The sequence below is a fragment of the Streptomyces sp. KR80 genome, from assembly GCF_052245555.1.
Classification (GTDB): Bacteria; Actinomycetota; Actinomycetes; order Streptomycetales; family Streptomycetaceae; genus Streptomyces.
Genome location: NZ_JBQQCD010000008.1, coordinates 218165 through 239570 on the forward strand (window position 1 = coordinate 218165; position 21406 = coordinate 239570).

Annotated in this window: 16 protein-coding genes and 2 tRNA genes; 9 read left to right on the forward strand and 9 right to left on the reverse strand. The window is 69.9% G+C overall.

What is annotated here, in order from left to right:
• Positions 1 to 6 precede the first annotated feature (6 nt).
• A complete protein-coding gene (locus ACTWQI_RS14895) occupies positions 7 to 1704 on the reverse strand; it encodes a thiamine pyrophosphate-binding protein (protein ID WP_443270743.1) in 1698 nt (565 codons plus the stop codon).
• 157 nt (positions 1705 to 1861) lie between these two features.
• Here ACTWQI_RS14895 and sucC point away from each other — a divergent pair, with 157 nt between their 5' ends.
• The 4 genes from sucC (at position 1862) to ACTWQI_RS14915 (ending at position 5876) form a co-directional block, all read left to right on the forward strand.
• Positions 1862 to 3001: an ADP-forming succinate--CoA ligase subunit beta gene (gene sucC / locus ACTWQI_RS14900; protein WP_443270632.1), complete on the forward strand. Its 1140-nt coding sequence runs from the start codon at positions 1862 to 1864 to the stop codon at positions 2999 to 3001.
• A 12-nt stretch (positions 3002 to 3013) separates the two neighbouring features.
• Entirely contained in the window at positions 3014 to 3934 is a 921-nt protein-coding gene (gene sucD, locus ACTWQI_RS14905) for a succinate--CoA ligase subunit alpha (RefSeq protein WP_443270633.1), read from the forward strand.
• Positions 3935 to 3987: 53 nt separating this feature from the next.
• On the forward strand, positions 3988 to 5538 hold the full coding sequence (locus ACTWQI_RS14910) for an aldehyde dehydrogenase family protein (RefSeq protein ID WP_443270635.1): 1551 nt from the start codon (positions 3988 to 3990) through the stop codon (positions 5536 to 5538).
• Between the two features lie 253 nt (positions 5539 to 5791).
• Positions 5792 to 5876, forward strand: a tRNA-Leu gene (locus ACTWQI_RS14915).
• 74 nt (positions 5877 to 5950) lie between these two features.
• Here the strand turns inward: ACTWQI_RS14915 and ACTWQI_RS14920 are convergent.
• On the reverse strand, positions 5951 to 6979 hold the full coding sequence (locus ACTWQI_RS14920; protein ID WP_443270636.1) for a helix-turn-helix transcriptional regulator: 1029 nt from the start codon (positions 6977 to 6979) through the stop codon (positions 5951 to 5953).
• A gap of 33 nt (positions 6980 to 7012) precedes the next feature.
• Here ACTWQI_RS14920 and ACTWQI_RS14925 point away from each other — a divergent pair, with 33 nt between their 5' ends.
• A complete protein-coding gene (locus tag ACTWQI_RS14925; protein ID WP_443270638.1) occupies positions 7013 to 8560 on the forward strand; it encodes an MFS transporter in 1548 nt (515 codons plus the stop codon).
• 164 nt (positions 8561 to 8724) lie between these two features.
• On the opposite strand, the gene ACTWQI_RS14930 is transcribed toward ACTWQI_RS14925, so the two are convergent.
• Both ACTWQI_RS14930 and ACTWQI_RS14935 read right to left on the reverse strand, forming a co-directional pair.
• Positions 8725 to 9408, reverse strand: coding sequence for a dihydrofolate reductase family protein (locus ACTWQI_RS14930; RefSeq protein WP_443270639.1), 684 nt, complete (start codon positions 9406 to 9408; stop codon positions 8725 to 8727).
• A 228-nt stretch (positions 9409 to 9636) separates the two neighbouring features.
• Positions 9637 to 10500, reverse strand: coding sequence for a 2'-5' RNA ligase family protein (locus tag ACTWQI_RS14935; RefSeq protein WP_443270640.1), 864 nt, complete (start codon positions 10498 to 10500; stop codon positions 9637 to 9639).
• Between the two features lie 577 nt (positions 10501 to 11077).
• Here ACTWQI_RS14935 and ACTWQI_RS14940 point away from each other — a divergent pair.
• The 3 genes from ACTWQI_RS14940 to ACTWQI_RS14950 all read left to right on the forward strand — a co-directional run bounded on the left by ACTWQI_RS14940 (position 11078) and on the right by ACTWQI_RS14950 (position 15195).
• Positions 11078 to 11731: a peptidoglycan-binding domain-containing protein gene (locus tag ACTWQI_RS14940; protein WP_443270641.1), complete on the forward strand. Its 654-nt coding sequence runs from the start codon at positions 11078 to 11080 to the stop codon at positions 11729 to 11731.
• Positions 11732 to 11976: 245 nt separating this feature from the next.
• The gene (locus ACTWQI_RS14945; RefSeq protein ID WP_443270642.1) at positions 11977 to 13797 is read left to right on the forward strand and encodes an alpha-L-fucosidase; all 1821 of its coding nucleotides are present in this window, start codon (positions 11977 to 11979) and stop codon (positions 13795 to 13797) included.
• A 138-nt stretch (positions 13798 to 13935) separates the two neighbouring features.
• The gene (locus tag ACTWQI_RS14950) at positions 13936 to 15195 is read left to right on the forward strand and encodes a phospholipase D-like domain-containing protein (protein ID WP_443270644.1); all 1260 of its coding nucleotides are present in this window, start codon (positions 13936 to 13938) and stop codon (positions 15193 to 15195) included.
• Positions 15196 to 15275: 80 nt separating this feature from the next.
• Here ACTWQI_RS14950 and ACTWQI_RS14955 read toward each other — a convergent pair.
• A tRNA-Met gene (locus ACTWQI_RS14955) sits at positions 15276 to 15349 on the reverse strand.
• Positions 15350 to 15444: 95 nt separating this feature from the next.
• Positions 15445 to 15726, reverse strand: coding sequence for a WhiB family transcriptional regulator (locus ACTWQI_RS14960; protein ID WP_443270646.1), 282 nt, complete (start codon positions 15724 to 15726; stop codon positions 15445 to 15447).
• A 136-nt stretch (positions 15727 to 15862) separates the two neighbouring features.
• On the opposite strand from ACTWQI_RS14960, the gene ACTWQI_RS14965 reads away from it, so the two are divergent.
• Positions 15863 to 17332 carry an aldehyde dehydrogenase family protein gene (locus ACTWQI_RS14965; protein ID WP_443270647.1) on the forward strand — a complete coding sequence of 490 codons (1470 nt, stop codon included), beginning with the start codon at positions 15863 to 15865 and terminating at the stop codon, positions 17330 to 17332.
• Positions 17333 to 17351: 19 nt separating this feature from the next.
• On the opposite strand, the gene ACTWQI_RS14970 is transcribed toward ACTWQI_RS14965, so the two are convergent.
• The 3 genes from ACTWQI_RS14970 to ddaH all read right to left on the reverse strand — a co-directional run bounded on the left by ACTWQI_RS14970 (position 17352) and on the right by ddaH (position 21350).
• A complete protein-coding gene (locus ACTWQI_RS14970) occupies positions 17352 to 19268 on the reverse strand; it encodes a protein-arginine deiminase domain-containing protein (protein WP_443270648.1) in 1917 nt (638 codons plus the stop codon).
• A 211-nt stretch (positions 19269 to 19479) separates the two neighbouring features.
• Positions 19480 to 20457 carry an acyl-ACP desaturase gene (locus ACTWQI_RS14975; protein ID WP_443270650.1) on the reverse strand — a complete coding sequence of 326 codons (978 nt, stop codon included), beginning with the start codon at positions 20455 to 20457 and terminating at the stop codon, positions 19480 to 19482.
• Between the two features lie 116 nt (positions 20458 to 20573).
• Positions 20574 to 21350 carry a dimethylargininase gene (ddaH, locus tag ACTWQI_RS14980; RefSeq protein ID WP_443270652.1) on the reverse strand — a complete coding sequence of 259 codons (777 nt, stop codon included), beginning with the start codon at positions 21348 to 21350 and terminating at the stop codon, positions 20574 to 20576.
• Positions 21351 to 21406: the final 56 nt, after the last annotated feature.

The following is a 21406-nucleotide window of genomic DNA, read 5'->3' on the forward strand; positions in this document are numbered from 1 at the left end:
GTCACCTCACTTGTACATCGTCTGGTTCATGGTTCCGGGGGCGTACGCGTCCGGGTCGACCCAGACGTTGATCAGCGACGGCTTGCCGGACTCGCGGGCGCGGCGCAGCGCTGGGCCGATGTCGGCCGGGTCGCGGACCTCTTCGCCGTGACCGCCGAGCATCCGGGCGAACTGGTCGTACGGCACGTCGCCGAGGGTGTTGCCGACCCGCTCGCGCTGCAGGCCGTACTTCTGCGCCTGGCCGTAACGGATCTGGTTCATCGAGGAGTTGTTGCCGATGATTCCGACGAACGGCAGGTCGTAGCGGACGAGGGTCTCGAAGTCCCAGCCCGTGAGGGAGAAGGCGCCGTCGCCGAAGAGGGCCACGACCTCCTTGTCCGGGCGTGCCTGCTTGGCGGCCAGGACGAAGGGGATGCCGACGCCGAGGGTGCCGAGCGGGCCCGGGTCCATCCAGTGACCGGGAGTCCTGGGCTGGACGACCTGGCCGGAGAAGGTGACGATGTCGCCGCCGTCGCCGATGTAGACCGAGTCCTCGGTGAGGAAGTCGTTGATCTCACTGACGAGCCGGTACGGGTGGATGGGCGAGGCATCGGACCTCAGCTGCGGCAGCCGCTTCTCGATGGCGGTCTGCTCGGCGGCGCGCAGCTCGTCCAGCCACTCCTTGCGCTTGCCCGCCCTGCCGTTGCCGTGCCCATGGAAGACGTGACCGGAGGCGGCCTCGGCCACGGCCTTCAGGATCAGTCCGGCGTCGCCGACGATCCCGAGGTCGATGTCGCGGTTCTTGCCGACGGTCCGGTAGTCGAGGTCGATCTGGACGACGGTCGCGGCGGGGGACAGCCGCTTGCCGTAGCCCATCCGGAAGTCGAAGGGCGTTCCGACGATGACGATCAGGTCGGCGTTCGCGAAGGCGTAGCGGCGCGAGAGCTGGAAGTGGTGCGGATCGCCGGGCGGCAGGGTGCCGCGGCCCGCGCCGTTCATGTATGCGGGCACGTTGAGGGAACGTACGAGGTCGATGGCCGCGTCCGTGGCCCGGCACGTCCACACCTGGCTGCCGAGCAGGATCGCGGGCTTCTCGGCTCGCACGAGCAGCTCGGCCAGCTTCTGGACCGCCTCCGGGTCCCCGGCCGTACGGGTCGAGGCCCGGTAGTGACCGGCCTTCGGGACGCGGGCTTTCGCCACCGGCACCTTGGCGTCCAGCACATCGCGCGGGATCTCGAGGAACGACGGGCCGGGGGCGCCGTGGTAGCACTCGCGGAAGGCCATGGAGACCATGTCGGCGGTGCGAGCGGTGTCGGGCACGGTGGCGGCGAACTTCGTGATGGGCGCCATCATGTCGACGTGCGGCAGGTCCTGGAGGGACCCCATCTTGTGCTGGGTGTGCGCCCCTTGTCCGCCGATGAGCAGCATCGGGCTCTCGGCGCGGAAGGCGTTCGCGACGCCGGTGACGGCGTCGGTCGTGCCGGGGCCCGCAGTGACGACCGCACAGCCGGGCTTGCCGGTGATCCGTGCGTAGCCGTCGGCGGCATGGGCGGCGACCTGTTCGTGACGTACGTCGACGACTTCGATCCCCTCGTCGACGCAGCCGTCGTAGATGTCGATGATGTGGCCGCCGCAGAGGGTGTAGATGACGTTGACGCCCTCCGCCTTGAGTGCCTTGGCGACCAAGTGCCCGCCGGATATGAGGTCGTTGCTGTCGTCGGGCATGGCCATGCTCGTCCCTTCGTCGGTCTCCGACCGCCTGGAGCGGTACATTGCATACAGTCGACGAATACTGTATGAAGCTTGTTATCCCGCATCGGCGGGGCGATGTCCAGGGGTGTGCGACACGGCTTGTACCGGCGCTGCGATCTGAGGAGCGGGCATGGACCTGTTCGAATATCAAGCCAGGGAACTCCTCGGCCGTTACGGCGTCCCGGTGCCGGACGCCGAGGTCGTCGCCACGGCACGCGAGGCCCGCGCGGCAGCGACGAGGCTCGGCGGGCGCGTGGTCGTCAAGGCACAGGTGAGGACGGGCGGGCGCGGCAAGGCAGGTGGGGTCAAGCCCGCCGCCGACCCGGCCGCGGCCGAGCTGACGGCACGCCAGATGCTGGGGATGGACATCAAGGGGCACATGGTCCGGCGGGTGATGCTGGCCCGGCCGGTCGACGCGGAGCAGGAGTTCTACGTCTCCTACGTCCTCGACCGGGGCGCCGGGCGCTTCCTCGCGATCGCCTCCGCGGCGGGCGGCATGGAGATCGAGGAGGTCGCGGCGGCCCGGCCCGAAGCCGTGACCCGGATCGGCATCGACCCGGACGAGGGCGTGACGGAGGCCAAGGCTGTGGAGATCGCCCGGGCCGCGGGCCTGCCTGACGGGACCGTACCGATCCTGCAGGCACTGTGGACCGTCCTCGTGGCGGAGGACGCCCTCCTCGTCGAGGTCAATCCGCTGGCACGGACGCCCGAGGGCGCCCTCGTGGCGCTGGACGGCAAGGTGACCCTCGACGACAACGCCCGCTTCCGGCAGAGCCGCTGGGGCGAGGAGCCGGACCACGACGGCCTGCACCCGCTGGAGGCAGAGGCCGCTGCGAAGGGCCTCAACTACGTCAAGCTCGCGGGCGAGGTCGGCGTCATCGGAAACGGCGCGGGGCTGGTCATGTCCACCCTCGATGTCGTGGCGGGCAGCGGTGCGCAGCCCGCCAACTTCCTCGACATCGGCGGCGGCGCATCGGCCCGGGTGATGGCCGACGGGCTGGCCGTGATCCTCGCCGATCCGGCGGTGCAGTCGGTCCTCGTGAACGTCTTCGGCGGCATCACCGCCTGCGACGCCGTCGCGGACGGCATCGTCCGCGCGCTGGACTCGGTCCGGCTCACCCGGCCCCTCGTCGTCAGGCTGGACGGCAACAGCGCGGCCCGCGGCCGCGCGATCCTCGACGAGCTCGCCCACCCCCTCGTACAGCAGGTCACCACCATGGACGGCGCGGCCCGCCGCGCGGCCGAACTGGCAACCGCACCAGCCCGCTAGGAGGCGGACACCGTGGCCATCTTCCTCACCAGGGACAGCAAGGTCGTCGTCCAGGGCATGACCGGCGCCGAGGGACGCAAGCACACCGCCCGGATGCTCGCCGCCGGCACCCGGATCGTCGGCGGGGTCAACCCGCGCAAGGCCGGCCGGACCGTTGCCTTCGACGACCACCGCATTCCGGTGTTCGGCTCCATGGGGGACGCGCTCGACCAGACCGGCGCGGACGTGAGCGTCGTCTTCGTCCCCCCGCCCTTCGCCAAGTCCGCGGTCATCGAGGCAGCAGACGCAGGGCTGGCTCTCGCCGTCGTCATCACCGAAGGCATCCCAGTCCACGACGCGGTCGCCTTCCAGGCGTACGCCCGGGCGCGCGGCACCCGGGTCATCGGCCCCAACTGTCCCGGCCTGATCACCCCCGGCCAGTCCAACGCCGGCATCATCCCTGCCGACATCGCACCCGACCCGGGCCGGATCGGGCTCGTCTCCAAGTCCGGGACGCTCACGTACCAACTCATGTACGAGCTCCGGGACATCGGCTTCTCGACCTGCGTCGGCATCGGCGGCGACCCGGTGACCGGCACCGGCCACATCGACTCTCTCGCCGCCTTCGAGGCAGACCCGGACACCGAGTTGATCGTGCTCATCGGCGAGATCGGCGGGGATGCGGAGGAGCGGGCCGCTGCGTACATCGCCGAGCACGTCACCAAGCCGGTCGTCGGCTATGTGGCGGGCTTCACCGCACCCGAGGGCAGAACCATGGGGCACGCCGGCGCCATCGTCTCCGGCTCATCCGGCACCGCCCGGGCGAAGAAGGCCGCCCTCGAGGCCGCCGGCGTGCCCGTGGGCAGGACGCCCTCGGAGACCGCGGCGCTCGTGCGAAATCGGATCGCCGCTCGAGTGAGCTCACTCATAGTTGGCGCGGAGTCCGAGCCGTGACCGGTGCCGCGTCACTCGCCCGCCCCGTCTGTGCAACGAGAGCGGAGACATCGATGGCAACCACCCTCACCCTCAAGCCCGGAACAGCCTGGTCCGAGGCCTGGCAGCGCTGCCTCGCAGCCGCCCCCGAGGCTTTCCGGGACGACCGCGTGCTCAATCTCTGGGGCGCCGGCTGGAAGGCCGACGGCCGCCCGCTGCCTGCCGTCACTCCTGTCGATGGCACCCCCATCGCCGGGCCGCCCCGGCTCGACGCCGCCACCGCCCAGCAGGCTGTACGCGCCTCCCTCGACCAGCACCGGGCCTGGCGGCACGTACCGCTCGCGGAGCGCCGGGCCCGTATCGCCGCTGCCCTCGACGCCCTCACCGAGCACCGCGAGCTCCTCGCCCTCCTCCTCGTATGGGAGATCGGCAAGCCCTGGCGGCTCGCCGAGGCCGACGTCGACCGGGCCATCGACGGAGTGCGGTGGTACCTCGACCACATCGAGTCCATGCTCGGCGACCGCGCCCCGCTCGACGGGCCGGTCAGCAACATCGCGAGCTGGAACTATCCGATGAGCGTGCTCGTCCACGCCATGCTCGTCCAGGCCCTCGCCGGAGACGCGGTCATCGCCAAGACGCCGACAGACGGCGGCTCGGCGTGCCTCACCCTCGCCTGTGCCCTCATCCACCGCGAGGGTGTCCCCGTCACCTTGGTCAGCGGCAGCGGCGGCGAGCTGTCGGAGGCGCTGGTCCGCTCACCCGAGATCGGCTGCGTGTCGTTCGTCGGCGGCCGGGACACCGGCGGGCGGGTGGCCACCGCCGTCGCGGACCTCGGCAAGCGGCACATTCTGGAGCAGGAGGGGCTCAACTGCTGGGGGATCTGGGAGTACAGCGACTGGGGTGCGCTCGCAGCCGTGATCCCCAAGCTCTTCGACTACGGCAAGCAGCGCTGTACGGCATATCCGCGTTTCGTCGTCCAGCGCTCGCTCTTCGACGCCTTCCTGGCGGCCTATCTTCCCGCCGTACGTTCCGTACGCCTGGGCCACCCGCTCGCCGTCGCCTCCCCGGACGATCCGCTGCCCGAGCTGGACTTCGGCCCGCTCATCAATGCCGCCAAGGCGAAGGAGCTGGGCGACCAGGTCGCCGAGGCCATCGACCGGGGAGCCGTGCCGCTGCACCGTGGCAGCCTGGCCGACGCCCGCCTCCTCCCGGGCCAGGACACCTCGGCGTACCTCCCGCCGGTCACGCTCCTGGGCCCGCCGCCCAGCTCGCCCCTGCACCACGCCGAGCCCTTCGGCCCGGTCGACACCATCGTCCTGGTGGACACCGAGGCGGAGCTGCTGGCGGCGATGAACGCCAGCAACGGCGCGCTGGTTGCGACCCTCTCCTGCGACAGCGAGCAGACCGCGCGGCGTCTCGCCTCGGAGGTGCGCGCCTTCAAGGTGGGTCTGGGCAAGCCGCGCTCGCGCGGCGACCGGGACGAGCTCTTCGGCGGCTTCGGAGCGTCCTGGCGGGGCGCCTTCGTGGGCGGCGAGCTGCTCGTACGCGCGGTGACCCAGGGCCCGGCGGGCGAGCGGCCACCCGGCAACTTCCCCGACTACCACCTCATGCCGGCGGCGGCGTAGCGCCCGGGGGGCCGCAGGCCGGCCGATGCCGTGCCGGTCGCGTCAGCGGGGGAATCCCGGTCGGCGGGTCCGTCATGGTGGACGGCGGGGAGAGGGCGCGCCCGCGATGAGACCGCCAGGGCCCGGCAGCTCCTTACTGTATGTGTCAGGATGTGCACGATCGGTCCGCATCCCGGGGGGATACGCAGGTGAAAGGCCCGGCGAACCCCTGGTATCGTGGTGGATGTCGCCGCGGGAGACCGCGGTCCACCTCGTCCGGGTGGCGGAATGGCAGACGCGCTAGCTTGAGGTGCTAGTGCCCTTTATCGGGCGTGGGGGTTCAAGTCCCCCCTCGGACACACAGAACCTGCTTCGAGGGCATGCATGACAGGCGCCCGCCTCGTCCGTTTGGCCGAGGCGGGCGCCTGTCGTTTCAGCGCCTCCCGTCGGCTTCGCTGACGGCGCCGGATGGCGCGGACGCGCGGGTCAGGCGGGCGGCGAGGCGGTGGAGGTACTCCGCCAGGGATGACGGCTCGTGGATCCGGAACTCGCAGTCCACCAGGGCGAGTCGGAGCCCGAGCCATTCCAGGGAGTCCGACACGGTGGCCCGTACCCGGCACTGGTGGTCCCCCAGCGGCTCCGGCGTTCCCAGTGAGGCCGGCAGCCGGGCCGCCACGAAGGCGGCGGGCGCCTCGAACGTCACGTCTAGGCCGAGCTCCGGCTGCTGCCGGGACATGGACCGGGCAAGGAACTTCGCGGCGTCCCCCGCCGGCAGCTCCCGTGGCGCGAACCTGGCCCCGGTCGGGAGCGGATCGGTGACCCGGTCGACCCGGAACGTACGCCAGTCGGCCCGGTCGAGGTCGTATGCGACGAGGTACCAGCGGCGACCCGTCGACACCAGCCGGTACGGCTCGACCTGCCGTCGGCTCTCCGCGCCCTCCCCCGAGCGGTAGCCGAACCGCAGCCGTTCCTGCCCGGTGACCGCGGCCGCGATCACCGTCAGCGTGTGCGGGTCGACAATCGCGCCGTCCCCCGTCCACGTCAGCGGGATCGTCGCGGCCTGGAGTGTGGCGACCCGGCGCCGCAGTCGGGACGGCAGCACGTGTTCCAGCTTGGTCAGCGCCCGTACGGACGCCTCTTCCACGCCCTCGATCGCGTGGCCCGCGCCCGCGCGCAGGTCGACCGCAATGGCCACCGCTTCCTCGTCGTCGAGCACCAGCGGCGGCATGGCCTTGCCCGCGACCAGGCGGTATCCGCCCTCCGCGCCCATCGTGGCCTGCACCGGGTAGCCCAGCTCGCGCAGCCGGTCGACATCCCGGCGGATGGTACGGCGACTGACGCCGAGACGTAGCGACAGTTCGCTGCCGGACCATTCACGCGGCGTCTGGAGGAGCGAGAGCAGGGTCAGCAGCCGTGCCGGAGTGTCCGTCAGGGAGTCCAGAATGGCATCCGAGTAGGACATGATCTGTCCTACATTGCCTCTACCGTTCCGGGCATGACTTCACCATCCCTTCAGCGGCAGCAGGCCGGGACGGACCGGCGGCGGTGGTTCGCGCTCGCGATCGTGATGACCGCGGCGTTCATGGACCTCGTCGACGTGACCATCGTCAACATCGCGATCCCGAGCATCCAGAAGGACACCGGCGCCTCGTTCAGCGAGATCCAGTGGATCACGGCCGGGTACGCCCTCGCGTTTGCCGCCGGCCTGATCACTGGCGGCCGGCTCGGCGACATCCACGGCCGCAAGCGGCTCTTCCTGATCGGCATCGGCGGCTTCACGCTCGCCTCCGCCCTCTGCGGCTTCGCCGCCAACCCCGAGATGCTCGTCGCGTCCCGCGTCCTGCAGGGCGCGGCGGCCTCCCTGATGGTGCCGCAGGTCCTCGCCATCGTGCACGCCACGTTCCCGGCGCACGAACGCGGCAAGGTCTTCGGACTGTTCGGCGCGGTCGTCGGGCTCGGCGCGGTGTCCGGGCCGATGCTGGGCGCACTGCTCACCCAGTGGAACCTCTTCGGCCTCGAGTGGCGGCCGATCTTCCTGATCAACCTGCCTGTCGGCCTCGCAGGCCTGCTGCTGGGCGTGACGTTCATCGCCGAGTCCAAGACGCCGCGGGCCCTGCGGCTCGACCTTGTCGGCGTCGTCCTGGTCACGCTCGGCCTGCTGATGGTGATCTACCCGCTCACCCGCGGGTACGAGCTGGATTGGCCGCTGTGGGGGTACGTCCTGATGGCGGGCGGGCTCGTGGTCTTCGCGGTCTTCGTGGCGTACGAGAAGTACAAGACGCGGAAGGACGGTTCGCCGCTGGTCGAGCTGTCCCTGTTCCGGGTCAAGAGCTTCGCGGCGGGCATCGCGGTGCAGCTCACCTTCGGGGTCGTGTGCGGCATCTTCTTCCTGGTCTGGACGCTGTACATGCAGGTCGGCCTGGGCTGGAGCGCGCTGCGCGCCGGCGGCACGGGGATCCCGTTCTCGCTGGCGGTGTCGACGGCGGCCGGCGTGTCCGTACAGAAGTTGGTGCCGCGCTTCGGGCGGAAGGTGCTGCAGGCGGGCGCGTTGACGATGGGGTGCGGTCTGCTGCTCTACATCTGGGAGGCCGGGCGGTACGGGACGTCCATCGCGTCCTGGCAGATGGCCCTGCCGCTGGTGGTCATGGGCGTGGGCATGGGCCTGATCGTGGCGCCGCTGACGGACGCGGTGCTGTCGGAGGTGCCGCGGGAACACGCCGGTTCGGCATCCGGCCTGATCAACACCACGCAGCAGATGGGCAACGCGCTGGGCCTGGCGCTGGTCTCGGTCGTCTTCTTCGGCACGATCGAGGAGGACCGGCTGGTACCCAGTGCGGTGGGCCGGGCGTTCACCGACGCCTTCCAGCACTCGTTGTGGTGGGTGGCGGGATTCCTGGCCGTGATCTTCCTGGCGATGTTCGCGCTGCCGGTCCGCCCGAAGCAGCACGTCGAGGGCGCTGCCGCGGGTGATACGGACGAGCGGGGTGCGGACGTGGCGGATGCGCCGGAGGTCCCCATGAAGGAGCCGGTACTCACGTCCTGACGATGACACAGCTTCCGGTGCACGGCCCCGTGCCCCGCTCACGCGCGGGTACGGGGCCACCACGGCCTCCTGCGGACCGCATCGAAGCCGTGCCCATCCCGGGTCCGGGGACGCCCGTGCCGAGGTGCGGTCGCCCGCGACCCGCGCGTGGGCGACCGCGAGTTCTAGTCCGATGCCGTCTCGTCGACGATCTTCACCTCTCGTGCCTTCTCGGGGTAGTTCTCCAGATCGAAGGTGCCGTAACTGGGCTTGCCCACCCGCTCGTAGGTGCAGTACACGACCCCGGTGCTGCTCGGCCGGGTGCTGGTGAGCCTCATCGCGGCGGGTGCGGTCCCGTCGGCGAAGAGCCGCTTGCCGGTGCCGAGAACCACCGGTTCGATCAGCAGCCGGTACTCGTCGACCAGATCGTGCCGCTGCAGGGTCTTGATGAGGTCGCTGCTGCCCTGGACGTTGATCTCGCCGGTGGAGCGCTGTTTGAGCTGGGCGACGGCTTCGGCCACGTCCCCCTGGGAATCGCGCTGGAGCAGGTGCGAGTTGTGCCACTCCACCTTGTCCAGGGTCCGTGATGCCACGTACTTGGGCATGGCGTTGAGCTTGGTGGCCACCGGGTCCTTCTCGTCGGTGATGTGCGGCCAGTGGGCGGCGAAGATCTCGTAGGTCTTGCGCCCCAGCAGCAGGGATTCCATCCCGGCGAACTGCTCGACCATGATGCGGCCCAGGTCCTCGTCGAAGTACGGGACCGACCAGCCGCCGTGCTCGAAGCCGCCCTCGAGGTCCTCGTTCGGGCCGCCGGGGGCCTGCATGATGCCGTCCAGGGACACGAACGTCGATACGACCAGCTTGCTCATTGTCTTCTCCCTCCAAGGTGATGGCGGTGTCGACATGCGGCCGGCGCCGCGTGTGCGTACACCTGATCAGACCCGGCCGACCCGGAAAACTCATCGCTGCCACGCCGGAGTCCTACGGCTTCGCCTGCGGTGGGGCGTGGATCAGCGAGCAGACGCGGCGGCCCCAGGCGCGTACCGGAACTCGGAGAGGAATTGCTCTGCCGGCCACGCCGGGGGGAATCGAGGTGATTATCTCCGGCGATCTCCGTGGAGAAGCGTTGGCCCGGATACCGACCAGGGGTTTTTCAGAACGTGAAGAGTCGGAGTCCCATTCACCGTGAGGTGGTCGAGTAACGCATGGCGGACGTACGAGCCGCCCGGGGATCCCGAGCCGCTCCTTCCGGGGGCGGTGCGCCAGGGGCCGGGCCGGGACAGCCAGTGGACTTCGCCCGTGCCCAGAGCGACCGTGGCCCGTGGCCGCATCGGCTCGTCGGCCCGGCGCGAGAGCAGGACGAACTCCCCGACCGTCGCCGTCATGGCGTCGAGCCGGGCGGCGCAGTCGGCGGTGACCCGCCGCGGATCCCGGGTCCGGCCCAGGGACAGATGCGGGGTGAAGCCCTTGGCGCGCCCGTTGCAGCGCGGGAACCGCCGCTGCAGAGCGCGGTGCAGGTCCGTCCACGGTGCCTTGCCGGCCGCCGCCGGGTCGAGCCATACGGTGACGTAGTTCGGGTGCCGGAAGGTGCGCAGCCCTGCCAGCCGGACGGTGGAGGCCGTCGTCTCGGTCGCCGCCGCGGCGAGCAGCGGGGCCGCCTGCTCGAAGTCGGACTCCGGCACGAAGCCGAAGAGCAGATTGACGTGCGGCGGCCAGCGGTGGATCTGCGGGTCGTACTCCCGGCGGATGTCCTGGATCGGCGGCCACAGTTCCGGGGGCGGGATCCATGCCACCGCCGTACGGGCCGTCGGCGGAGCGTCGAGAACGTCGATGGGCTCCTCCAGCGACGAGGAGCGGGCTGGCGGCGGTCGCCACGGTGAGGCCGGTGACGGGCTCGTACGGGCAGGGTCGGGCCGCGGGTCCCGTCGGCCCCGGTGATGGTTCTCCGCGCTGGTACGCATCGGGCCTCCTCGCTGTTCAGGGCGCCGTCGACCGCAGGCGTACCGGGTTCCCCGACGCGCCCGGGTCAGGCTCACCGCGCGCCCAGTACGTCGGAGCGAGCGGAACCGAGAGGCGATCGAGGGCGCACATCGAGATGCCGGAGTGCGGGAATTTAAACAACCTTGTTGCTGAAATTCGGCGACGGTCGAATATCGACACCGGCAGCCAGAAAACCGACATCTCCGCGCTTCGTGAAATGCGTGCCGAACCTGTACACCCATGCTTCATGCGCTTGTAAGCGGGCTCTTTCTTCCCCATAATCTGTGGCCGACCAAGGAGCAATTTCCCCTGAGGAGGACCGCGGTGGCGGCAAAGAAGTGCTCCATGTGTGGGGCGACCGCTCACCGGGGGTGCGAGTGTGCGCCGCGGACCGCGGAAGAGGCGGTAGCGGCGGCCTTTGATCCCTTTCGGCCACGGACGATGCCGGAGAGATCGGTTCGCAGGACCTCTCCATCGCTCTCCGGGGCCCGGCGCGATGGCGGAACGGCACGGAAGACCGAAGCCGAGCCGGAACCGGCATGGGCTGCGGAGACGGTCGTGGAGCCGGGCGGCGACGAAGGCCCCCGCGGCCGGGGTCGGCGCAAGGCCGCGATGACGGCCTCTGCCGTCGCGTTCGCCGTCTTAGGAGTCTTCCTGCTCACGACCGGACTGAGCGACGACGACACCAGGTCCGGCGACGAGAGCACGCCGCGCAATCCCACTCAGGTGGCCACCAACGACACCTCGCTCGATGTCGAGGAGACCGGCACCCCCTCCGGATCCGCCGATGCCGGGACACCCACTGCGTCCGCGGCGACCGCGAGCAGCAGCGCCGAGACGGACAAGGACACGGGCGGCGCCGGCGGCGGCGGGGCGTCGAAGGAACCGAAACCTCCGGCGGGAGGCGGGAACCCGACGGACGGCGGGGAGACCGGCAACGTGTCCTCCGGCGGATCGGTCGGCGGTGGCGAGGCGGTGCCGCCCGTACTCAAGGAGGGCGACCACGGGCCCGAAGTGGTCGAGTTGCAGAAACGGTTGTGGATGAGCCCCGCGGACGGCGTGTACGACGAGGACGTCACGAGGCGGGTTCGCAGGTTCCAGCGCAGGGCAGGTATCAAGGACGACCCTCCCGGCGTCTACGGGCCGAGTACCCGTAAGGCCCTCGAATCGGCGTCCTCCCGGCCCGACCACGAGGATGACGACGATGACTGAGCGGGCGCCGGACGCCCGCCCGTCAACAGGTGACTGACGGGCTTTAAGGTCCGAGGAATCAATGCAAAAGGCGTGGAACGTGGCCCGAACCAGGCCTGATTGCCGGTAAGTTGCGCGATTCCATCGGATGTTTGTGGTGCGGGAGGGCTTCCCGAAGGGAGGCATCGCCTGCACCATGCGGGACGGCACACGAGGCATCACACACGAGGCATGTCCATGCCCCGACCATCCCGAAGGAGTGCACGATGCGCCTCCGCACCAGACTGGCCCTGCTCCTGGGGGTCGTCCCGCTCGTGGTCGCCGGTCCCTCCGCGGCCGCTGACCCGGCCCCGGGCGCGGAGGGCCCCGGAACCAACCATGCGGTGGACGACCCCTTCACCGCCGAGCGCACCAACTCGTGGCGCCAGGACCGGTTCGGGATGTTCATCCACTTCGGCGCGTACTCGCAGTTGGAGGGCGAGTACACCCGCCCCGACGGGACGGTCTGCCGCGACGCCGAGTGGATCAAGCGTCAGTGCGCCATTCCCGACGACGCGTACGAGAAGCTCGCCGCCGAGTTCAATCCCTCGGCCTTCGACGCCGACGCCGTCGTCAAGGCGGCCAAGGACGCCGGGCAGCGCTATATCGTCATCACCGCCAAGCACCACGACGGCTATGCGATGTGGCCGACGAAGCAGAACAGATGGAACCTGCGTGACCACTCCTCGTTCGACCGGCGCCGCGACATCCTGGCCGAACTCAAGAAGGCCGCCGACGACGCGGGCATCAAGCTCGGCCTCTACTACTCGATCTGGGACTGGCACGATCCCGACTTCCCGGATCCCGCGACCCTGCCCCGCTACAAGAAGCGCATGTACGCCCAGCTGAAGGAACTGGTCGACGCCTACGACCCGGCGCTGCTCTGGTTCGACGGCGACTGGACGACGGACCGGCCCACCAACCCCTGGACCCTCCAGGACGGCGCCGAACTACAGGCGTACATACAACGCCTCGATCCCGACCTGATGACCAACAACCGGTTCGGCAGGATCAACAGACAACCCGTCGTCGTCAACGGCGACTTCGGCACCCCCGAGCAGAAGATCCCCACGGCGCCGGTGGACGGCCAGCTGTGGGAGAGCTGTATGACGTTGAACGGTCACTGGGGTTTCGCGAAGTACGACACCAACTGGAAGTCCGCCGAGACGATCGTCCGCAATCTCCTCAACACCTCCCGGCTCGGCGGCAACTACCTGCTCAACGTGGGTCCGGACAAGCTGGGCCGGATCCCCCAGCCATCCGTGGAGCGGTTGCGGGAGACCGGACAGTGGCTCAGGGCGCACGGCCAGGGCCGCGCCGTGTACGGGGCCGGATACACCGGGCTCGTCGCGGACCCGGACTGGGGCACGGTCTCCCGTAGGGGCAACGACCTGTACGCCGCCGTCACCTCCTGGCCCGAGTCCGGCCGGTCCCTGCACCTCACGGCCAAGGTCCCGTTCACGGTCAAGTCGGCCCGGCTGCTGGGCAGTTCCCAGCAGGTGAAGGTCGTCCCGGCGGGGGACGGCTTCGACCTCACACCGTCCGGAGCGGCCATCGACCCCAAGGCGACCGTGATCCGGCTGGCCATCGAGCCGCCCGCACCCGCGCTGGCCGGCAAGGGCAGCGGACTCAAGGCCGAGACCTGGACCAATGAGAACTTCAGCGGCCCTCCGGCCGTGACGCGTATCGACCCGACGGTGAACAAGTCCTACCGCTTCGACGGTTCGCCCGACCTCAAGGTCCCGGCAGATCACTTCAGCACGCGCTGGACCGGGTCGATCGAGCCGCGCTTCAGCGAGACGTACACCCTCACCGCCGTCTCCGACGAGACGGTGCGCGTGTGGATCGACGACAGACTCGTCATCGACCACGCGAACCCGCACGCTCCGGGCGTCGACAAGGGGGACGTCCAACTCCGCGCGGGGCAGCGGCACACCATCAAGGTCGAGCACACCGAGCGGACCGGCGAGGCCCATATGAAGCTGCTGTGGTCCAGCCCGAGCCAGTCCCAGCAGATCGTCCCGAGCAGGCAGTTGTACGCGCGCTGATCGGGCCGCCCGCAGCGAATCGCCAGGAGCCCGATCGGGCCTCGCCCCGACCGGGCTCCTGCGCGGCCTGCGGTTCGTTCGAAACGCGCCTCACCAGGTGCGTCGAGCCAACCCACAGGGGGGACACCATCCCGGGAGGTGACCGTGCGCCGCGTGTTGGAGCGGGCCGTGCCCGCCGTGCTCGTCAGGTTCCTGTCCACCGTCATCGCCGGCCTCGTCGGGGCCGGACTGCTACTGGTGAATCCGCCGCAAGCGGCGGCCGTCTCGAGCAGCTCGGTCTTCAACAACCCGCTGAGCAGCGTGGGTTCGGAGCGGACAGCCATCCGTGACCACGTGGTCGGCCTGATCAAGAAAGCGGATCCGAAGTCCACGATCAGGCTCTCCATGTACCAACTGTGGAGCGCCACCGTCGCCAGGGCGCTGACCGAGGCTCATGACGACCCGGTGCGAGCGGTCAACGTCCAGGTCGTCCTGGACGAGGGGTCCGCGAGCAATCCGGTCGCGGACGACACGTACGCCACACTCAAGGCGTCCCTCGGAACGGACACCTCTCGGAGCTCCTTCGTGACGCTCTGCCCGAAGGGCAAGTCATGCCTGGGGGACCCGGCCAGAGGAAGCTCGGTGAGCCACAACAAGTTCGTCCTGTTCTCGAGTGTGGGCGTCGGCACGCTGCGGGACGTCGTCGTGCAGACCTCGTCCAATCTCACGCCCTCCAGCTACGACAAGTACTGGAACAGTGCGACCACCGTGTCCGAGAACAGCACGCTCCACGACGCCTATGTGACGTACTTCCGGAAACTGGCCGCGAAGAAGTGGTCGAGCTGGACCTACTCGAGTACGAGCGCCGGCACGCACAAGGCCTACTTCTTCCCCCGGGCGGGCAACAGCAAGGCGAGCGACACCATCGTGGGCGTTCTCGACAACGTCCGCTGCTCCTGGTCCGACAGCGCCGGCACGCATCGGACGAGGATTCGTCTCGCGATGTTCACGCTGACCCGGCAGGCCGTGGCCGACAAGTTCGCGGCACTGCGTCGAGCCGGCTGCTCGGTGGACATCGTCTACAGCAACACCGACGCCGGGACCTGGCGCGCGCTGCACTTCACCGGGGGCCCGGACATGCGGTGCTACGACCACGACCACGACGGCAACGGGTCCACGCCCCGGAGGGTGGTCCACTCCAAGTACCTGCTCATCGACGGCTGGTACGCGGGCCGACCGGACAAGGTCTTGTGGACCGGCAGCCCGAACTACTCGACGCGGGGCCTGCGGGCGAACGACGAGGCCCTGATGAAGATCAACGATGACGCGACCCTGGCGGCCTACGCGAACAATCTCGACGCCGTGCGCCGCGCAGCCGTCCCCGGTGCGGCCGACAATGTCGCGGTGTGCAAGAGCTGACCGGCCGCCCCGTTCGCGCGGTGGGCGCCCGCCCCCAAGGCAGCAGGCCCGGTGCATGTGCACCGGGCCTGCCGTCTGAGTAGCGGGGACAGGATTTGAACCTGCGACCTCTGGGTTATGAGCCCAGCGAGCTACCGAGCTGCTCCACCCCGCGTCGGTGAAGGGAACCTTACGCGCTCCGGGCGATCCCGCCAAATCCTTTTCGCGTCAGCTCCCCGCCGCCGGACGACAGCGCCACCACAGCGGCCCTCAGTCACGCCGCCTCAGCCTGCGTCGCTCCTTCTCCGACAGCCCGCCCCAGACGCCGAACCGCTCATCGTTCGCCAACGCATACTCCAGGCACTCCGCGCGCTCCTCGCACGCCCGGCAGATCTGCTTGGCCTCCCGGACCGAACCCCCTGCCTCCGGGAAGAAGAGCTCGGGCCCGGTCTGTGCGCACAGCGCCCGCTCCCGCCATGCGAGGTCCTGCGACGGCTCGGGCTCTCCCCGGCCGGACACGCGCCCGGCCGGGCCGGTGAAATCGATCAGCATGACGGCCACGGTGCCCGCCGCCGATCAACGAATCATGAACGTCGCATCAACAGCGGCGCGCGGGTGTGACGACCCTCACATAGAATTTCTGTGCTGCCCACGGCCCCGAGCACCGTGCACCCCCCGGGAGGACCCCATGCCGGAGCTCTTCATCGAAGGCCGCTGGGCTTCCGCGGTCGACGGACAGACCCGCGAGATCCACTGTCCCGCCGACGGCACGCTGGTCGCCACCGTCGACGAGGCCGGCCCGAAGGACGCCGCCGCGGCGATCGAGGCCGCCCGTGCGGCGTTCGACAGCGGCCCCTGGCCCCGTACCCCCGCCGCCGAGCGCGGTCGGCTGCTGCTCCGCGTCGCCGACCTCCTCGAACGCGACCAGACCGCCCTCGCCCGCGCCGAGTCCCTCGACACCGGTAAACGGCTCGTCGAGAGTGAACACGACCTCGACGACATCGCGAACTGCTTCCGCTACTTCGGCAACCTGGTCGCAGCCGGTGGCACCGAGAGGGTCGTCGACACCGGCGACCCCGACATCGACAGCCGGGTCGTCCACGAGCCCGTCGGCGTGTGCACGCTGATCACGCCCTGGAACTATCCGCTGCTGCAGACCGCCTGGAAGGTCGCCCCCGCGCTGGCCGCGGGCAACACCTTCGTACTCAAGCCGAGCGAGCTCACCCCGCACACGGCCATCGGGCTGATGCGCCTGCTGGCCGAGGCCGGGCTGCCCGACGGGGCGGCCAATCTGGTGCTCGGCGCCGGGCCCGTCGTGGGCGTGCCGCTCACCGTCGACGAGCGGGTGGACATGGTCTCCTTCACCGGCGGACTGGCCACCGGGCGGCACATCATGGCGGCCGCGGCACCCACCGTGAAGAAGATCGCCCTCGAGCTGGGCGGCAAGAACCCGAACATCGTCTTCACCGACGCCGCCTTCGACGCTGCCGTGGACCACGCGCTCACCGCCGTGTTCCTGCACTCCGGGCAGGTGTGTTCGGCCGGGGCCCGGCTGCTGGTGCAGGCCGAGCTGCACGACCGGTTCGTCGACGAACTCGTCCACCGCGCCCGCGAGATCCGGCTCGGCGGCCCCTTCGACGAGCACGCCCGCACGGGTCCGCTGATCTCCGCCGCACACCGCGCCAAGGTCGAGGCGTATGTGGCGGCGGGCCTGGACGAGGGCGCGGTGCTGCGCTGCGGCGGCAGACGCCCCGACGACCCGGCCTTGCAGAACGGCTACTACTACCTGCCGACCGTGCTGGACGACTGCACGCCCGGGATGTCCGTGGTGCGCGACGAGTCCTTCGGCCCGGTCCTGACGGTGGAGCAGTTCCGCGACGAGGAGGAGGCCGTTCTGCTCGCCAACGACACCGTGTACGGACTGGCCGGCGGCGTGTGGACCACGGACGAAGGCCGGGCGCGGCGGGTGGCCTCCCGGCTGCGCGCCGGCACCGTCTGGATCAACGACTTCCACCCGTACGTTCCGCAGGCGGAGTGGGGCGGGATGAAACAGTCCGGCGTCGGCCGCGAGCTGGGGCCGGCGGGACTGGCGGAGTATCAGGAGCCCAAACACATCTGGCGCAACACCGCACCCACACCGCAGCGGTGGTTCGCGTGACCGCGACCGACGACGTCCGCTACCGCTTCCACCACGGCGCGGTGACGTCCCGCAGGGTGTTGGTGCCGCAGTGCACCTCACCCATCCCGAGGTGGTAGGTGTACCAGTCGTCGAGGTACGACACCCGGATCCCGGCACGGGCGTACGCCGCCGTGACCGCCTCCGTGAAGATGTCCTTGCCGCCGATCACCGGACCCCACTGCTTGGGCGCCAGATAGCGGTCCCGGCCGAGCAGCACGCCGTTGACCGCTCCCGGTATGTACGCACTGGTCATCGTCGTCTGCCGGGCCCGCTCACCGGACGCTGAGCCGCCCTTGCGGAGGATGCGCTGCTGGCCGAAGTCACCGACGGCGTCGGGCGGAGTGACGGGGGAGCCCATCCGCCGCAGCCGCGGCATGACATCACCCCGCTCGGGGTTCTCGCTCCCACGGGTGTAGAGCGCGGGGACCCGTACGATCTCGGCGTCCGTGACCCCCGTCTCGCGCTTGATCAACTTAAGGTTGGCGGCGATCCGCTCCGCGGCCAGCTTGTTGTCCGACAGCAGTTTCTTCGAGGCCAGTGCCTGGCCGATGGTCTCCTTCGGGGCGGGTGTGCCGTGGGCCGCCGGCACGGAGAACATCCGCGTTCCACCGTGTCCGGCCCGCTGCGCGTCCCGCAGCAGCCGCATTCCCGCGTCGGGGTCGGCGACGCCGATCCGCCAGCCGCGTGCGGTGTCGGCCGGCAGGAACTGCACGAATTCGTCCACATGCCCCACATGCAGCCAGGAGGTGTCCAGCAGCAGCGGATTCTGCATCCCTTGAGCGCTCAGCAACGTGCGCATCGCGGCTGCGGGCTTGGAACCGCTGTCCTTGCGCTGGCCCATGATGATCCGTCCGGCGGGGAATGAGCGGCCCCCGTGCTCGTACGGGGGTATGGTCTCCAGGTTCCCCATGGAGTTGAGCGTCCCCTCTTCGGTGTCGCGGACACCGGAGACCTGCACCACGCCGATGTCCCGGCCGCGCACCTTCTCGAACAGCTCCCGGCCCGCCTTGCGCCACGGCTGAGCCGAGCGCAGCATCACGCGCATCGCGTGCGGCTGCCCGCCCGGGCCGGCCATGCTGACGTACGCCGGCTCGACGAAGTCCTGCGCCCAGATGTCCTGGTACTTGGTGAACGTCACGAGCGGGTCGGTGATACCGGCCCGCTTCACCTCGTCGGCCAGCTTCCGGACGAACGCCTGCTGTGTGCGGGAGTAGGCATCCGTGCCGCGGACGCGGGTGACCATCACCCGTTGGGCATTCTGGAGATGATGGTGGGTCAACAGCGGGGCGACCCTGAGGGTGACGCTGTCGCTCGTGCTGCTCCCGCCCGCGGTCACCTTCAGGCGGACCGCGGCGCGGCCGTCCCAGACCCGGGTGTCCCGCACCACGTCCGTGCCCTCGATGCCGAGTTCGACACCGCCGCGGAGCTCGGCGGCGGTCAGCCGCGTCCGCGAGGTCACCGCGCTCCAGGAGCCCGATGAGCGTTTGACGAACAGCCGGGTGTACTTGGCTCCGGGGCCGGTGACCGCGGCCGTGCCGGTCGCGCCGTCGGGCACGTTCCGCATCGGCACGGTGCGCAGCCGGGCGAGATCGGCGGCGTCGGCAGGCCCGTTCACTGTGGTGTCGGCCGCGTCCTTGCACGCCGCCAGCTTCGCGTCGCTGAGCGGCTTCCCGCCGGGCCCGGTGACCCGGCAGCGCTTGGTGTCGTCGTCGATGTTGGGCAGGAACACCGCCCCCCGCTGGGGGGTCCAGGTGTCCTCGCCCGCGGTGTCGGACGACCCGTCGGTGTCGACCAGCCCGTCCCGGTCGACATCGGCCCGGAGGTCCGCCGCCAGCGGCTCGGCCGCGAACGTCGGTGTGACGGAGACGATCGCCGCTCCCGCCAGCGCGATGGCGATGACGGACCGCCCCGGCATTTGTGTACGTGTGCTCCTACGCACCGTGTGCCCCTCGTGTCGTTGGATGTCCCCCTGTTCCAAGAGGGACCGCAGCGCAGAGGCGTTGTCTCCGGACGGCAAGAACATCCAGGAACAGAAAGGGGACCGCCGGGCGGCCCGGCGCATCTGGCTGTGGCGCGAGGGGCTCTGAGAAGGTCCTCGTCGGCGGCGTCCTCCGGTCTGCGTGCCGTCAGGAGGCGGACCCCGACCGCGCCGCGCGGCGCGCCAGCAGTGCGGCCCGACGCTCGTCGAACTTCCGCGCCTGGGCGTCGAGTCCGTCCATGAACAGGCCGAGTTCCTCCTGAGCCTTCAGACCCTCCGGCCCCAGCCCGGTGATCTCCAGCACCTTCAGGAAGCGCAGTACCGGCTGCAGCACGTCGTCGTGGTGGATCCGCAGGTTGTAGATGCCGCCGATGGCCATCTGGGCGGCGGCGCGTTCGAAGCCGGGCATGCCGTGGCCGGGCATCCGGAAGTTCACGACGACGTCCCGGACCGCGGCCATGGTCTGGTCGGGGGCGAGCTCGAAGGCCTTCGCCAGCAGATTCCGGTAGAAGACCATGTGGAGGTTCTCGTCGGTGGCGATCCGGGCGAGCATCCGGTCGCACACCGGGTCGCCCGAGTGGTGACCGGTGTTCCGGTGCGATATGCGGGTGGCCAGCTCCTGGAAGGCGACGTACGCGACGGAGTGCAGCATGCTGTGCCGGTTGTCCGACTCGAACCCCTCCGACATGTGGGCCATGCGGAACCGCTCCAGCTCCACCGGGTCGACGGCGCGTGAGGTCAGCAGATAGTCGCGCATGACGATCCCGTGCCGGCCCTCCTCGGCGGTCCAGCGGTGCACCCAGGTGCCCCAGGCGCCGTCCCGGCCGAAGAGGGTGGCGATCTCGTGGTGGTAGCTGGGGAGGTTGTCCTCGGTGAGCAGATTGACCACCAGCGATATCCGGCCGATGTCACTGACCTTCGACTGCTCGAGAGCCCAGGGCTCGCCGCCCAGTGGGCCGTCGAAGTTCCGGCCGTCGCTCCACGGCACGTACTCGTGCGGCATCCACTCCTTGGCGACCTGCAGATGGCGGTTGAGCTCGGTCTCGACCACCTCTTCCAGTGCGTACAGCAGCCGGGCATCAGTGAGGCCTTCCGAACCGCTGTGGGGGAGAGAGGTGATCGTCATGGATGCTCCTGGGGACGTGCGAGGCACCTACGACTCCGTAGGTTACGAGGCCGTAGGTTAAGTCCCCGGTGAGGCTATGGCCAAGGGCGGTGCGCGGAGCCTCCGGTTTCATCCCGCTATGCGTAGAGGTCGCGAAGTCGCACCGAGAGGCATGTGACGCAGCCCTCCAACTTCTCGAACTCCCCGATGTCCACCAGAACCGGGTCATAGCCCAGCCCAGCCAGCATCTCGGCCGTCTTCGGCGCACTCGCCGCGATCAGCAGCTTCGAGCCCCCCAGTAGCACCACATGCGCGCCCGACTCCTCCGGCACCGGCAGGAAGTGCGGGAAGATCGAGGTGTCGTCGACGAGCGATGGGTGGCCGATGACCGTGCCGTCCGGGAGCGCGGTCACCGCGGACTTCAGATGCAGCGCCTTGGTCACGGGAACGGCGACGACCCGTGCCCCCAGCGGTTCGAAAGCGGCCCGTAGCTGCTGGAGACCGGCGCCGTTCGTCCGCCCGCTCCGACCCACGTACATGGTGTCCCCGACCTTGAGGACATCACCGCCGTCGAGTGTGCCCGGCTCCCACACCCAGTTGATCGAGCAGCCGAACTGCGCCACGGCCTCCTCCACCGCCGCCGTCTCCGGCTTACGGGAGTCCGGTGCGGGTCGGGCGATCAGCGCCACGTTGCGGTAGAGGACCACCGTGTCCTCGATGAAGACGCTGTCCGGGCAGTCCCGTGCGGGCTCCACCTCGAAGGGCTCCCAGCCGTGCGCCTGCATCGCCTCGACGTACGCCTCCCACTGGCTGATCGCCAGCTCGTAGTCCACCGGCGACCGCTCGACATGGGTGACGAGACCCTCCGCCAGGCGCGGGACAGGGCGGCGGATCAGCGCCTTCTTGCTGGGCACGGTGGTTCCCTCTCGACGTACTTACGCGTGGTACAGCCCCCCATCCTGACGCGCAC

Coding starts and splice junctions, on each gene's coding strand:
- ACTWQI_RS14895 (WP_443270743.1), bottom strand. CDS start 1,704: ATGCCCGACGACAGCAACGACCTCATATCCGGCGGGCACTTGGTCGCC.
- sucC (WP_443270632.1), top strand. CDS start 1,862: ATGGACCTGTTCGAATATCAAGCCAGGGAACTCCTCGGCCGTTACGGC.
- ACTWQI_RS14910 (WP_443270635.1), top strand. CDS start 3,988: ATGGCAACCACCCTCACCCTCAAGCCCGGAACAGCCTGGTCCGAGGCC.
- ACTWQI_RS14920 (WP_443270636.1), bottom strand. CDS start 6,979: ATGTCCTACTCGGATGCCATTCTGGACTCCCTGACGGACACTCCGGCA.
- ACTWQI_RS14925 (WP_443270638.1), top strand. CDS start 7,013: ATGACTTCACCATCCCTTCAGCGGCAGCAGGCCGGGACGGACCGGCGG.
- ACTWQI_RS14930 (WP_443270639.1), bottom strand. CDS start 9,408: ATGAGCAAGCTGGTCGTATCGACGTTCGTGTCCCTGGACGGCATCATG.
- ACTWQI_RS14935 (WP_443270640.1), bottom strand. CDS start 10,500: ATGCGTACCAGCGCGGAGAACCATCACCGGGGCCGACGGGACCCGCGG.
- ACTWQI_RS14945 (WP_443270642.1), top strand. CDS start 11,977: ATGCGCCTCCGCACCAGACTGGCCCTGCTCCTGGGGGTCGTCCCGCTC.
- ACTWQI_RS14960 (WP_443270646.1), bottom strand. CDS start 15,726: ATGCTGATCGATTTCACCGGCCCGGCCGGGCGCGTGTCCGGCCGGGGA.
- ACTWQI_RS14965 (WP_443270647.1), top strand. CDS start 15,863: ATGCCGGAGCTCTTCATCGAAGGCCGCTGGGCTTCCGCGGTCGACGGA.
- ACTWQI_RS14970 (WP_443270648.1), bottom strand. CDS start 19,268: ATGCCGGGGCGGTCCGTCATCGCCATCGCGCTGGCGGGAGCGGCGATC.
- ACTWQI_RS14975 (WP_443270650.1), bottom strand. CDS start 20,457: ATGACGATCACCTCTCTCCCCCACAGCGGTTCGGAAGGCCTCACTGAT.